This is a genomic window from Pseudoxanthomonas sp. 134C1 (assembly GCF_057773065.1).
This window is the reverse complement of the sequence record NZ_JBYMTH010000001.1, coordinates 690,094-703,992: the sequence shown is the minus strand read 5'-3', so window position 1 is coordinate 703,992 and position 13,899 is coordinate 690,094. Positions and strand designations below refer to the sequence as shown.

Annotated in this window: 11 protein-coding genes; 7 read left to right on the top strand and 4 right to left on the bottom strand. The window is 67.2% G+C overall.

The genetic code is table 11. The features are described from left to right. Positions 1–37 precede the first annotated feature (37 nt). Positions 38–1,234 (bottom strand): serine hydrolase domain-containing protein, encoded by a 1,197-nt coding sequence (locus tag AC3DEZ_RS03080; RefSeq protein WP_488386891.1) that lies wholly within the window; start codon positions 1,232–1,234, stop codon positions 38–40. 357 nt (positions 1,235–1,591) lie between these two features. Between AC3DEZ_RS03080 and AC3DEZ_RS03075 the strand changes: the two genes are divergently transcribed. After that, on the top strand, positions 1,592–2,698 hold the full coding sequence (locus tag AC3DEZ_RS03075; RefSeq protein ID WP_488386890.1) for a DNA glycosylase AlkZ-like family protein: 1,107 nt from the start codon (positions 1,592–1,594) through the stop codon (positions 2,696–2,698). Positions 2,699–2,753: 55 nt separating this feature from the next. On the opposite strand, the gene AC3DEZ_RS03070 is transcribed toward AC3DEZ_RS03075, so the two are convergent. Then, a complete protein-coding gene (locus AC3DEZ_RS03070; protein ID WP_488386889.1) occupies positions 2,754–3,767 on the bottom strand; it encodes a hypothetical protein in 1,014 nt (337 codons plus the stop codon). 335 nt (positions 3,768–4,102) lie between these two features. Here AC3DEZ_RS03070 and AC3DEZ_RS03065 point away from each other — a divergent pair, with 335 nt between their 5' ends. Together AC3DEZ_RS03065 and AC3DEZ_RS03060 are read left to right on the top strand one after the other, a co-directional pair. After that, positions 4,103–4,876, top strand: coding sequence for a hypothetical protein (locus AC3DEZ_RS03065; RefSeq protein WP_488386888.1), 774 nt, complete (start codon positions 4,103–4,105; stop codon positions 4,874–4,876). Positions 4,877–4,974: 98 nt separating this feature from the next. Then, positions 4,975–5,118 carry a hypothetical protein gene (locus tag AC3DEZ_RS03060; RefSeq protein WP_488386887.1) on the top strand — a complete coding sequence of 48 codons (144 nt, stop codon included), beginning with the start codon at positions 4,975–4,977 and terminating at the stop codon, positions 5,116–5,118. A 98-nt stretch (positions 5,119–5,216) separates the two neighbouring features. Here AC3DEZ_RS03060 and aceE read toward each other — a convergent pair whose 3' ends face one another. Next, a complete protein-coding gene (aceE, locus tag AC3DEZ_RS03055) occupies positions 5,217–7,910 on the bottom strand; it encodes a pyruvate dehydrogenase (acetyl-transferring), homodimeric type (RefSeq protein ID WP_447104334.1) in 2,694 nt (897 codons plus the stop codon). Positions 7,911–8,192: 282 nt separating this feature from the next. Between aceE and AC3DEZ_RS03050 the strand changes: the two genes are divergently transcribed. Genes AC3DEZ_RS03050 through AC3DEZ_RS03035 form a run of 4 tightly spaced genes read left to right on the top strand, consistent with a single transcriptional unit; the run spans position 8,193 to position 11,376 of the window. Then, a complete protein-coding gene (locus tag AC3DEZ_RS03050; protein ID WP_488386886.1) occupies positions 8,193–10,139 on the top strand; it encodes a SpoIIE family protein phosphatase in 1,947 nt (648 codons plus the stop codon). Next, entirely contained in the window at positions 10,133–10,570 is a 438-nt protein-coding gene (locus tag AC3DEZ_RS03045; protein ID WP_488386885.1) for an ATP-binding protein, read from the top strand. The genes AC3DEZ_RS03050 and AC3DEZ_RS03045 overlap by 7 nt, the downstream gene beginning before the upstream one ends. Further along, positions 10,567–10,950 carry an STAS domain-containing protein gene (locus AC3DEZ_RS03040; protein ID WP_295382875.1) on the top strand — a complete coding sequence of 128 codons (384 nt, stop codon included), beginning with the start codon at positions 10,567–10,569 and terminating at the stop codon, positions 10,948–10,950. The genes AC3DEZ_RS03045 and AC3DEZ_RS03040 overlap by 4 nt, the downstream gene beginning before the upstream one ends. Before the next feature lie 51 nt (positions 10,951–11,001). Then, the gene (locus AC3DEZ_RS03035) at positions 11,002–11,376 is read left to right on the top strand and encodes an STAS domain-containing protein (protein WP_440470683.1); all 375 of its coding nucleotides are present in this window, start codon (positions 11,002–11,004) and stop codon (positions 11,374–11,376) included. A 79-nt stretch (positions 11,377–11,455) separates the two neighbouring features. Here the strand turns inward: AC3DEZ_RS03035 and AC3DEZ_RS03030 are convergent, their stop codons facing one another. Then, the gene (locus AC3DEZ_RS03030; RefSeq protein ID WP_488386884.1) at positions 11,456–13,753 is read right to left on the bottom strand and encodes an NADP-dependent malic enzyme; all 2,298 of its coding nucleotides are present in this window, start codon (positions 13,751–13,753) and stop codon (positions 11,456–11,458) included. Positions 13,754–13,899: the final 146 nt, after the last annotated feature.

Here is a 13,899-nt window from a genome sequence, read left to right as displayed (position 1 = left end):
AGAACCGCGCGCTCCGGACCGCGGAGCAAGCTCCGCTCTACGGGGTGGCGAGTTGTTCCTCGATGGCCGAGAACGCCGATCGTCCACCCGCGCGCGCTTCCGGTACGCCGGTGACGAAGTACGCCACGCCGTTGCCGGCCACCGGATCGACCCAGAGGCCGGACAGCAGGCCATAGGCCGAACCCGAATGGCCGACGCGGGCCACGCCGTCGCCGAACGGATCGTCGTGGCATCCCTCGCGTTGCGTCGCCAGTGTCTGCACGGCCAATCCGTAGCGGCAGAAGAAGCCGCTTCCCCCCTGTCCACTTTCGTCCTCTTCCGAGGTCAGGCCGTTGCCCGCTGCGTAGGTCCATTGCGGCCGCGCGAGGGCCCGTACCGAATCGGGGCTCAGCAGTCGGATCCCGTCGACTTCGCCCTCGCCGAGCAGCAGGCGGCCGATTTTCGCCAGCCCGTTCGCCGAGATCCGCAAGCCACCCTGCGGCGAGAACAGCGCGCCGTTGTCGCCGGCCCGCCACTTCGCCAGATCACAGCTTCCGTCCGTGGCGGCTACGACCGGGCATTCCGGTCGACGACCCTGGTTGTCATCGCGGACCGGCTGACGCGCTTCGTCGTAAAGCACCACCGCGCGCGCGGCGGTCGCCTCGTCGCAGCTGGCCCAGTTGAAACAACCCTCGATGTCCAACGGCCGCAGCACCAGCCGTTTCATCAACTGGTCGAAACGCTCGCCGGTCGCCTTCTCCATCACCGACGCAATCAACGGGAAGTCCAGATTGGCGTAACGGAAGAAGGTTCCGGGCGCATGCGCCGGATCCCACGCGCGCGGATCCGCCAGTACATCCTGCAGCAGGCCGCCCAGCGGCACCTGGTAGTACCCCGCCGCATCGGTCAGACCGGCGCGGTGCGAGAGCAGCAGGCGCAAGGTGATCGGCGCGTCGGGGAAGGCCGGGTTGCGCAATCGCCATCCGAGCCACTGCGACACATCGGCATCCAGATCCAGTTGTCCGGCTTCCACCAGCCGCATCACGCCAATCGCGGTGACCAGCTTGGATATCGAAGCGATGCGCACCGGATCCTCCGCCGTCACCGCACGTCCCGCGGTGATATCGGCCGGTCCCTGCGCGCGAGTGGAAACGATGCCATCGCGGTCGAAGGCGACGCGGACGCTCGCGATCGGTTCGCCGGCATGCAGCGACATCGTGGCGAACAACAGCGCAAACAGATACCCGGCACGCACCATCCCGCTCCTCCTGTGAAGTTCCAAGACGCATGCGCCATTCAGACCCCGCATCCCGATTCCCGTGGAATCGATTCGGTCCCGGGCCCGCGCTTCGGCCATGCTGCTGGCCGAAGCGTACTCCATCGTCGTCCGTCGGACGATCGCCACGGCACGGTTCTGGCCATGGTGCGACGGATGATCCGCGGGTGGCGGGCGCCGCGTCCTCATCCATACGCCATCATCCACGTGCCTCCATCCACGTGTTCTCATCCACCTGCTCCAATCCACCTGCTCCAATCCACCTGCTCCAATCCACGTGCTCTAATCCACCCGTTCCAATCCACCCGTTCCAATCCACCCGTTCCAATCCACGCGATGCCCACCACGCCCACGCTCGACGATCTGCGCCGCTACGCGGTGGCGCGCACGCTGTTCACGCCGACCACGCTGCTGACTGCCGTCCGCCGCCTGGGTTTCGTGCAGGCCGATCCGATCCGCGCCCCCGCGCGGGCACAGGACCTGACGTTGCGCCATCGGGTGAAGGACTACCGCGCGGGCGACCTCGAGCAACGCTACTCGCGGCTGCCGATCGAGGAGGACTGCCTGGTCAACTACGGTTTCCTGCCGCGCGAGCATCTGGCATTGATGCACCCCCGCGTGTCCTCGCGGCCCTGGGATGCGCAGACCCGACGCAAGGCGGCAGATGTGCTGGCCTTCGTACGGGAGCGCGGCACGGTGCATCCGCGCGAGGTCGAACAGGCCTTCGCGCATGGCCGGGTGACCAATTACTGGGGCGGCACCAGCAACGCCAGCACCCACCTGCTGGACGGCATGCACTATCGCGGCATGCTGCGCGTGCAGCGTCGCGACAGCGGCACCCGCATCTACGCCGCCGCCGCGCATCCCGCCGCCGACGACAGCGAAACGGCCCGCCTCCAGCGTGCCGTCACCCTGATCGATCTGGTCGTGCGCAAGTACGCACCCTTGCCATCCGCCAGCCTGACCTATCTGGCGCGGCTGCTGGGCTACGGCGCTCCGCATCTGGCGACGCAGATCCAGGTCGCGCTGCGACAGGCGCGCGCGCAGCTGGCCAGCGGCCTCATCGACGGCACCACGTGGTACTGGCCGGTCGATGAGAATCCGCGCTCGCGGCGTTTCCTGGTGGACGAACGGGTACGCCTGCTGGCCCCGTTCGATCCCGTCGCCTGGGACCGTCGCCGCTTCGAACTGCTGTGGGGCTGGACCTACAAGTTCGAAGCCTATACGCCGGCGGCCAAGCGTCGTTTCGGCTACTACGCACTGCCGTTGCTGTGGCGCGATCAGGTGGTCGGTTGGGCCAATGCCACCGCGAAGGAAGGTCGATTGCAGGCGGACTTCGGCTACGCGGGTCGTTCGCCCGCGAAAGACCCGGCTTTCCGCGCCGCGCTCGATGATGAACTGGACGGCATGACCCGGTTTCTTGCCGGGCGCGACCCGGGCTGACGGCCCCGGCATGCGCGGGCTTCACGATTGTCCGCGCCACGCACACGGCGGCGTGCTATTCCAGGCATGCGTTCAACTGGTTCTCGGCGTACCACAGCGCGCGCCGCGCCTGATCGTAGGCGGCGTCGCCGCGACGCGGCAGCATCTGCCGCGCCATGATCGGATCCGCGCCATGGGCCAACGCGTACTCGACCTGCTCCAGTTCGGTCAGGTGGGTACGGACGGTGGCCATGAGCTTCTGCGCCTTCGGAGCCTCGCACGAGGCGGCGCGCTTCTGCAGCGCTTCCATCGCGGTGCGGATGCGGCGACTGGCTTCACCCGCCAGGCCCGGCACCTTTTCATGCGCGATGGGTGCGGCTTTGTAGGCGTCGCCGGTGTCCGCGCGTCCCAGATCCGAGGCCTGTTCGTATGCCTGCGGCTTGAAACCCACCTCCGGCGGCGGACGCGCGCGCACCGTCTGCCTGTCTTCACCGAAGATTTTCTTGCTGATCGCGGCCAGACCGTCACCCAACTTGCGCGCGGCCTGCTGGCCCAGCGTGCCGTCGCTGGCCCAGGTGCCGCCGAACGGGCTCTCGGGATCGGTTTCGATGGGATTGGGCGGATACAACAGGTCCCGCGCGCGCTTGAGTTCGCGTTCGTTGGGCAGGCCCGGCGGATTGGCCGGAGGCTCGTTCTTCGCCATCGGATCGATGCGCGCCTGCGGCGGCAACCTGGCCCGGCCGGTGTCGCGGTCATACAGCCGATCCACGACCCGGTTCTCCGCGGGAACGGGGGGTGCGGTGCGTCCGGCTTCCGGCCTCGCCGCAATCGTCGGCGCGGCCATGCGGGACGGCGTCGTGTCCCGTGATCGCGGCGCGGCGGGATCCGGCGGTCGAACATCGGCGGGAGGAGCTGCGGTGGGCGACCAGCGCGGCCGCTCCATGTAGACCACCCGCAACGCATCGTCGTCCTGCGCGGTGGGCATCATGGGGCCCTTCAGCAGCAGCTTGCCGATCAGCAGCAGGATGGCGGTGGCGGTGGCCGCGGCAATGACGCGTGAAGCGGATTCATCGGGGTAGGCGAATCTCACGCGTTCTGCTGCCTTCGGAGCGACGGGAGGTGTGCGCTTTCAACGCGCGGACCGGATGCCGGTTGACCGATGTTGCATCCGCAAGTTCCCGCCGTAGAAGTCCCTTGCCACATCCCGCATACCAGCGTTTTCCTGCGATTCATGCGAATCATCCCTGACAGGATGTTCGTTTTCCGTTCACGCGTCGCCGCCGCTCGCGCGATGCATCGTTGGCGATGTGCACGACATGTCTGAAACGCGTCATCGCGGCGGATACGACAGAGCGCTGGCGTATCATTTGCGCCCATTCGCGTCGGCACGCCGCGTGCCAACGCCCCGTTAAGGAAATTTCCCCCATGCCCCTGGTTTTCCCGCGCCGCGCTGTGGCCTGCGCGTTGCTGATCTGCGCGGGCGGCGCCATCGCCGCACCGGCGGATGAAGCATCGTCGTTCGATTCGTTGCTCACCCATGGTTCCAGCGTGGCGATTCGCCAGGGCACGGTCACGGATGAAGTGGCCCACAGTGGCCGGCTGCAACAGTACGCCAACGGCGAAAGCCTGCTGTTCCAGGGCGGTGACGGGGGTGCCGGTGACGCGCCGGTCATGTTGCTCCTGTGCGAACGATTGGCTTACTTCAACACCGTTGGCGGCCTGCCGGCGGGACAGTCGCCGTCTGGTGAATTGTTGAAGGCGACGCGTCTCGGACAGTACATGGCGCTGATCGGCGGCGTGGCGATGGTGCAGGGCGCCGCCGGCCGCACGCTGGATCTGCCGGCGGATGGCGCCACGCTCGACACGACGATTGAAACCGAATGGGCTTACGGCAAAGAGCAGTTCAGCCTCAGCGCGAAGCGCCTGGCCGACCAGAGCGTGCATCTGCGCATGGTCAAGCTGGGCAACCGGACCACCATCCCGGCGACGGGTCCCGACGACCTGTTCAGCACCGACGAGGATCGTGCCGCGCGCCTGGCCGAGCTCGCGCCGGTGGGCGCCTGGAGCGAACTGGTGATTTCGGCGGAGCCGCGCGCAGCCGAAGTTCCGGCGGAAATGTCCTTGAAAGGCTGGGTGGGCAACAGTGGCCAGCTCATGACCACGGTGGGAGAGGCGCGCAAGGCCTGTGGATCGCGCTGACCAGGGTGCCACGCAGGATGGGAAGCGCGGATCGCAGTGGCGAAATGCCTGCCGGCCCTCTTGCCGGAGCATGAGTCACCAGGATTGACGGATCGGTGATGACCGATATCGATCTTCTCCAGCGATCGCGATCCACGCGTCGTCGCTCCATCGCGATTCTTCCCGAGGGCGGGTATGCCGCCATCAGGACGCTGCCGCGACACGACGGCAAGATGATCCGGACGTCCTGGCTTGCCGCGTGAGGACAGGGTGGCCCCGCGCACGCACGGGAACGGGCGCGCATCAACCAAGAAAAAGGCGGCCGATGGCCGCCTTTCTCGATCACACCACGCCCGCCGGATCAGACTCCGAGCGGATTGACCTTTTCCACATCGATCTTGTACTGCTTGATCGCGCGGGCCACGTCCTTTCCGGTCATCTTGCCTTCCTTCGCCAGCGCGGCGATGGCCGCGTGGGCGATGTAGTAGCGATCGACCTCGAAGAAGCGACGCAGGTTGGCGCGGGTATCGCTGCGGCCGAAGCCGTCGGTGCCCAGCACGGTGTACTGGGTCGGCACGAAGGCGCGGATCTGGTCGGCATAGCCACGCACGTAGTCGGTGGCGGCGATGGCGGGGCCCTGGCGGCCTTCCAGTTGCTCGGTCACGTAGGCCTTGCGCGGCGCCTTGGCTTCCGGGTTCAGACGGTTCCAGCGTTCGGCGTCGAAACCATCGCGGCGCAGCTCGTTGAAGCTGGGGCAGGACCAGATGTCGGCGGTGACGCCGAAATCCTTGTCCAGCAGTTCCGCCGCCGCGATCGCCTCGCGCAGGATCGTGCCGCTGCCGAGCAGCTGCACGCGCAGCTCGCCCTTCTTCGGCTTGCCCGCGTCCTTCAGCAGATACATGCCCTTGATGATGCCGTCGGCCGCGCCTTCCGGCATGTCCGGATGGGCGTAGTTCTCGTTCATCAGGGTGATGTAGTAGTACTCGTCGATCTGCTCCTCCATCATCCGCTGCACGCCGTGCTGCAGGATCACCGCGACTTCGTAACCGAAGGTCGGGTCGTAGCTGCGGCAGTTCGGGATGGCGCCGGCCAGAAGATGACTGTGACCATCCTCGTGCTGCAGGCCTTCACCGTTCAGGGTGGTGCGGCCGGCGGTGCCACCGAGCAGGAAGCCGCGGGTGCGCATGTCCGCCGCCTGCCAGGCGAGATCGCCCACGCGCTGGAAGCCGAACATCGAGTAGTAGATGTAGAACGGCAGCATCGGCACGTTGCTGACCGAGTAGCTGGTGCCGGCCGCCATCCACGACGCGATCGCGCCGGGTTCGCTGATGCCCTGCTGCAGCACCTGGCCGCTCTGGTCCTCGCGGTAGTACATCAGCTGATCGGCATCGACCGGCTTGTACTTCTGGCCGAACGGCGCATAGATGCCAATCTGGCGGAACATGCCCTCCATGCCGAAGGTGCGCGCCTCGTCGGCCACGATCGGCACGATGCGCGGGCCGATCTGCTTGTCGCGCAGGGTGATGTTCAGCGCCTGCACGAACGCCATGGTGGTGGAGATCTCGCGCTCGCCGGTGGACTTGAGCAGGCGCTCGTAGGTCTCCAGCCTGGGCGCGTCGAACGACTCGGCGGCCTTGCGGCGGCGCTGCGGCAGGTAACCGCCCAGCGTGGCGCGACGTTCCTTCAGGTACTGGACTTCCGGCGAATCCTCGCCCGGATGGTAGAACGGAATCTGCGAGGCTTCTTCCAGCTGCTTGTCGGTGATCGGGATGTTGAAGCGATCCCGGAAGGTGCGGATGGCCTCGTCGTCCAGCTTCTTGGTCTGGTGGGTCGGGTTGAGCGATTCGCCCGCCGAACCCATGCCATAGCCCTTGACCGTCTTGGCCAGGATCACGGTCGGCATGCCCTGGGTATTCACGGCTTCGTGGAACGCGGCGTAGACCTTGTGCGGATCATGGCCGCCGCGGTTCAGGCGCCAGATGTCGTCGTCGGAGAGGTTGGCGACCATGGCCGCCGTCTCCGGGTACTTGCCGAAGAAATTCGCACGGGTGTACGCGCCACCGAAGGCCTTGCAGTTCTGGTATTCGCCGTCGACGGTTTCCATCATCAGCTTCTTCAGCACGCCGTCGGTGTCGCGTGCCAGGAGCGGATCCCAGTAGCTGCCCCACAGCAGCTTGATCACGTTCCAGCCGCCGCCGCGGAACACACCTTCCAGTTCCTGGATGATCTTGCCGTTGCCGCGCACCGGACCGTCCAGGCGCTGCAGGTTGCAGTTGACCACGAAGATCAGGTTGTCCAGGCCCTCGCGGCCGGCCAGCGCGATCGCGCCCAGGGTTTCCGGCTCGTCCGATTCGCCGTCGCCGATGAAGCACCACACCTTGCGGTCGGACTTCTCGATCAGGCCGCGGTGCTCCAGGTACTTCATGAACTGCGCCTGGTAGATCGCCGCCAGCGGACCCAGGCCCATCGACACGGTCGGGGTCTGCCAGAAATCCGGCATCAGCCAGGGATGCGGGTACGAGGAAATGCCCTGGCCGTCGACTTCCATGCGGAAGTTGTCCAGCTGCGCCTGGTCGATGCGGCCTTCCAGGAAGGCGCGCGAGTAGATGCCCGGCGAACTGTGGCCCTGGATGAACAGCAGGTCGCCCGGATGCTTGTCGCTGGGCGCGCGCCAGAAATGGTTGAAGCCGACGTCGTAGAGGGTGGCGCCGGAGGCGAAGCTGGCGATGTGGCCGCCGAGGTCGCCGGGCTTGCGGTTGGCGCGCACGACCATGGCCATCGCGTTCCAGCGGATGATCGAACGGATGCGCCACTCCATCGCCGCGTCACCCGGCGACTTGGCCTCGTTCTGCGACGCGATGGTGTTCACGTACTCGGTGGTGGGCGAGAACGGCAGGTAGGCACCCGCGCGGCGCGTGACCTCGACCATGCCCTCCAGCAGCTGATGTGCACGCAGGGCGCCGTTCTTCTCGATCACCGCCTGCATCGAATCGATCCATTCGCGGGTTTCCAACGGATCCGGATCGCTCTGCAACATCTCGTTCAACCAGTTCATTACCACTCCCAATCTGTCGCGCTGGACCGCGCGGACGTTGTCGTTTTCAGGACTTTGAAGTGTAGCGCACCGCCCCTGCCCCGATCTGGCTACGCGGGCGTATGGATTCGTGATTTTTTCGTTGTCCGGGCGCTTTCACCACACCAAAATGAGACCTCTTGCGCTGCGCGCCCGGCGCCGGGCCGACGTATCATCCGCGCAGGGGGACACATCGCAGGGATTCGGGGTTGCCGCATGAAGGGAAGTCGGCAGGACGGGGCTTTGTCGCCGGAACGGACCGGCATGGTGCATTGGCGCCGGAGCCTGCGCACCCGCATCGCGCTGTGGTCGGGCGTGGTCAACGTGGCCGTGCTCCTGCTGCTGGTGCTCGGAATCGCCTGGTTCGCGCGCAGACTGATCATCGAGGACGCCCGCCGCGACACCATCGCCACCACCCAGGAAGCCGCCGAACGGCTCGACACCGCCCTGCGCGCGGTGGTCATCACCACCAGCGGCCTGTCCGACCTGCTGGCCAACTCCAACCTGGACCCGGCCGAGCTGACCACCACCCTGCGGGCGATGGTCCGCGCCACGCCCGGCAGCGTCGGCGGCCTGCTGGTGGTCGAGCCGGAACAGCCCGGCGAACCCGCCTTCGCGCGCTACATCGGCGCCGATGGCCGCGATCGCGACTTTGTCGCCGACGGTTACGACTACCGTGCGCAGGGATGGTACCGGCGCACCGTCTCCGCGCCAGGCGGCTGGTGGTCCGAGCCCTACCTCAACCGCACGGCCGGCGATGTCTGGATGGTCACCTACAACCGGCCGCTGCGTCCGCGGGGCCGGGGCGTCACCACCCGCGGCATGGTCAGTCTGGACGTGCCGCTGGCCGAACTCAGCGGCCATTTCGAAAGTCTGGCCAACCTGCCCGGCTGGCGGGTCTCGCTGGTGGCACCGGCGGGCACGCTGGCGGCCAATCCGGACGTGGGCGTGGCGGACAACCTGACCCTGGACCAGCACATCCGTCGCGCCGGTCGCACCGACCTGCAGCCGGCCGCCGACGCGGTCCGCCTGCACCGGTCGCTGCAGCTGATGCATACCGATGCGCGTACCGGGGAGAAGCGCTTCACGGTGGTCGAACCCGTCGGCCAGACCGGCTGGACCCTGCTGGTGGCGCAGTCCTACGCGCTGGTCATGGCCAGGCTCGACCAGGCGCTGGTCTGGCTGCTGGCCGGTGGCCTGGTGCTGGCGTTGATCTGCACCCTGATTATCCGGCGCCTGGCCGGCCGCATCAGCCAGCCGGTCGAGCAGTTGACCGCCTCCGCCGCCTATCTGGCGGAGGGCCACTACGAGACCCCGGTTCCCTACACCCGCCGCCCGGACGAAGTGGGATTGATGGCGCGCACGCTGGAGCACGCGCGCACGTCGATCCAGCAGCAACTGGCGGAGATCGAGGAAATGGGCGCGGCCCGGCAGAAGCTGGAAAGCGAGCTGGCCATCGCCCGCGACATCCAGTTGGCGATGCTGCCGCCGGGCCGGGTCATCGATCGCGACGATCGCCATCTGGAAGTGTTCGCGCTGCTGGAACCGGCCAAGGCCGTGGGCGGCGACTTCTACAGCTTCATCGAGAGCGGCGACGGCCGCCTGTGGTTCGCCATCGGCGACGTGTCCGACAAAGGCGTGCCGGCGGCGCTGTTCATGGCCCGCACGGTCACGGTGCTGGAGGTCGCGGCACGCGCGGGCGATTCGCCCTCGGCGGTGCTGGCGGAAGCCTCGCGCCGGCTGGTGGAAGGCAACGACACCTGCATGTTCGCCACCGTGCTGTTCGGCTGTGTGGATCCGCGCAGCGGCCATTGCGTGCTGGCCAGCGCCGGCCACGACGCCCCCCTGCTGCTGCACGCCGATGGCGCCTGCGAAACGTTACCGGTCGCCTCCGGCCCGCCGCTGGGTTTCGAAATCAGCCGCGAATTCCCGCTGTGGCAGGGCCGCCTGCCGGCCGGTGCCACCCTGCTGGCCTATACCGACGGCGTCACCGAAGCCTTCGATCCGGCCCAGCACGCGTTCGGACTGGAACGGCTGATGGATGGATTGCGTCCCGACGAAAGTGCGCGGACGCAGTGCGAGGACGTGATCGCGCGGGTGCATGGCTTCGCGCATCCTGCGCCGCAATCGGACGACATCACGGTGCTGGCGATGCGCCTGCGCCAGGATCACCGGACTCAACCCAGGGTGGAGGAGGCAGCGACATGCTGATACGCCTGATCGTGCCGGGCGAATATGCCCGGGTGGAAGATCTCAACGCCTCGCTGGAGGCCGTGCTCAATCGCCACGGCATGGCGCGGGCCATCCGCGACGACGTGCGCCTGATCGTCGAGGAGCTGGCCAGCAATGCCATCGACTACGGCGGCGAACCGGCCGCCGGCACCGCCCAGCACGAGCTGTCGGTGGACATCAGCATCGAGGGCGCTCTGCTGCACCTGGAGTTCCGCGACACCGGCGCGCCGTTCGATCCGCTCAGCGCGCCGGAACCCGACCTGGACGCCGAGATCCAGGATCGCGCCATCGGCGGCCTCGGCGTCTACCTGATCCGGCAACTGGCGCACCGGATCACCTACCAGCGCATCGATGCCAGCAATGTCCTGCGGGTCAGCCTGCGCATTCCGCAGCCGGAGAGCGAACCATGAGTCTCGAAATCACCCTGCTTCCACCCGGACAGGGCAGCCAGCGCGTCACGGTGGCCGGTCGCCTGGACACCCATACCTACGAAGACCTGGACGAGGCGCTGGCGCCGTTGATGACGCCGCAGCTGCACTCGCTGGTGCTGGATCTGTCGCAGCTGGAATACATCAGCAGCGCCGGCATCCGCTCGATCTTCAAGGCCCGCAAGACCCTGGCCGCGCATGGCGGCAAGGTGCTGGTGGTCAATCCGCAACCGCAGATCCAGAAGGTGTTCGACGTGGTCAAGGCGGTGCCGCTCAACGATATCTTCGGCTCCACCGCCGAGGCGGACGCCTATCTGGACGCCATGCAACGCAAGGTCCTGCAGGGCGATGACAGCGACTGACGGCGCCTGTCACACTTGTCGGCCAATCTGGGGCGCTCAAGGACACCGCGCATGAGTCTGGATATCGACATCTATCCCCCCGTCAACGGCAACCAGTACATCGTGCTGTCCGGCCGGCTGGACTCGCATACCCATGAAGCCCTGGACGATCAGCTGGAAACCCTGCTGGCCGGCAAGCCGCAGGCGCTGGTGCTGGATCTTGCGCACCTGGAGTACATCAGCAGCGCCGGGGTACGCTCGATCCTGAAAGCGCGCAAGGCGCTGGCGCCCCACGAAGGCAAGCTCCTGCTGGTGCATCCGCAGGAGCAGATCCGCAAGGTCATCGAGATCGTGCAGGCGGTGCCGATGGACAGCATCTTCGCCAGCACAGAGGAAGCCGACGCGTATCTGGACGCGCTGCAACGGCATATTCTCGGCGGGTCGTAGTCGCCGGGAGCGGAATCCGCCCGGCGAAGCGCTTTTCGCATACCGGCCATCCCGCCCTCGCGGGATGGCCGTCATCCCGTCAGCCCAGGCTGGCCTTTTCCGCTTCCCGCTGTGCGCGGATCTGCGCGTCCACCGCGGCGATCGCGGTCATGTTGACCACCCGGCGCGGGGTGGCGCTGGTGGTCAGGATGTGGACCGGCTTGGAGATGCCCATCAGGATCGGACCGATGGCGACGCCGTCGGTGACCACGCGCACCATGTTGTAGGTGATGTTGGCCGCGTCCAGGTTGGGCAGCACGAACAGGTTGGCGCGCCCGCTCAGCGAGCTGCCCGGCATGATGCGCTGGCGCAGCGCCTCGTCCCAGGCGGTGTCGCCCTGCATTTCGCCGTCGACGTTGAGGTCGGGCTTGCGCTTGAGCAGCAGTTCGCGCACCTGCCGCATCTTGCTCGAACCGCGGGTCTCGTGGCTGCCGAAATTGGAATGCGACAACAGCGCGATGCGCGGCTCGATGCCGAACAGCTTCAGCCGGTAGGCCGCCTGCAGGGTGGCCTCGGCAATCTGCTCGGCGGTCGGATCTTCCTGCACGTGGGTGTCGAGGAAGAAATACGCGCCCTGGTTGTTGATGACGCCGGTCATCGCCGAGGTCGACTGCACGCCCGGGTCCAGCGGAATCACGCTGCGCACGTAGCCCAGCTTCTTGTGGAAGCGGCCGACGATGCCACTGACCATCGCGTCGGCCTCGCCGCGCGCGACCATCACCGCGGCGATCAGGGTCGGGCGCGAACGCATCAGGTTCTTGGCCGCCGCCGGGGTGACGCCTCGGCGCGCGGTCAGCGCGTGGTAGTACTGCCAATAGTCGTTGAAGCGCGGATCGTCGTTGATGTTGGTCAGCTCGAAATCCACGCCCGCGCGCATGCGCAGGCTCAGGCGCTCGATGCGGGCCTCGATGACGTCCGGGCGGCCAATCAGGATCGGGAAGGCCAGGCCCTCGTCGATCACCGTCTGCACCGCGCGCAGCACCGTCTCCTCCTCGCCCTCGGCGTAGGCGACGCGCTTGCGGTCGGCGCGCGCCCGGTCGTAGACCGGCTTCATCATCAGGCTGGTGCGGTAGACGAACTGGCCCAGCTTCTCGCGGTAGGCCTGCAGGTCGTCGATCGGCCGCAGCGCCACGCCCGACTCCATCGCCGCCTTGGCCACCGCCGGCGCCAGTTCCACCAGCAGGCGCGGATCGAACGGGCGCGGAATCAGGTACTCGGGGCCGAAGCAGGGAACATCGTCACCGTAGGCGGTACCCAGATCCGAGGCTTCGCGCCGGGCCAGATCGGCGATCGCGTGCACGCAGGCCAGCTTCATCGCCTCGTTGATGCCGGTGGCGCCCACGTCCAGCGCGCCGCGGAAGATGTAGGGGAAGCAGACGGCGTTGTTGACCTGGTTCGGGTAGTCCGAACGCCCGGTGGCGATGATGCAGTCCGGGCGGACCTGCCGGGCCAGCTCGGGCAGGATTTCCGGATTCGGATTGGCCAGGGCCAGGATGATCGGCTTGTCGGCCATGGTCGCGACCATCTCCGGCTTCAGCACGCCGGCGGCGGACAGGCCCAGGAAGATGTCGGCGCCGTCGACGATTTCGGCGAGGGTGCGCTTGTCGGTGTCGCGGGCGTAGCGCGCCTTGTCCGGATCCAGGTGCGGGCGGCCGGTGTAGAGCACGCCGTCGCGGTCCACCGCCAGGATGTTCTCCGGCTTCAGGCCCAACGCGACCAGCATGTCCAGGCAGGCGATGCCGGCCGCGCCGGCGCCGCTGGTGGCCAGCTTCACGTCCTCGATCTTCTTGCCAACCACTTCCAGCGCGTTGACCACCGCCGCGCCGACGATGATCGCGGTGCCGTGCTGATCGTCGTGGAAGACCGGAATCTTCATCCGCTCGCGCAGCTTGCGCTCGACGATGAAGCATTCCGGCGCCTTGATGTCTTCCAGGTTGATGCCGCCGAAGGTCGGCTCCAGGCTGGCGATGATGTCGACCAGCTTGTCCGGATCGGTCTCGTCGATCTCGATGTCGAACACGTCGATGCCGGCGAACTTCTGGAACAGCACGCCCTTGCCTTCCATCACCGGCTTGCCGGCCAGCGCGCCGATGTTGCCCAGGCCCAGCACCGCGGTGCCGTTGGAGACCACCGCGACCAGGTTGCCGCGCGCGGTCATCTCGCTGGCGGCGTTGGGATCCTCGACGATGGCTTCGCAGGCGTACGCCACGCCCGGCGAATATGCGAGCGCCAGATCGCGCTGGGTCAGCATCGGCTTGGTCGGGGCGACCTTGATTTTGCCGGGAGGCGAAAGACGGTGGTATTCGAGGGCGGCCTGCTTGAAATCGTCGTTGGACATTACGGGCGGTCTGCGCGATAGCACGAAAGAGGCCCGATTCTACCCCCTGCCGCCGGGCTCTGCCGGCTTTCCGGAGCCGGCAGAGCGCACGAAACGGCAATCATGAGCCATCTCAGTCCGCCGGCATCGCCTTCGGGGATCGCGAC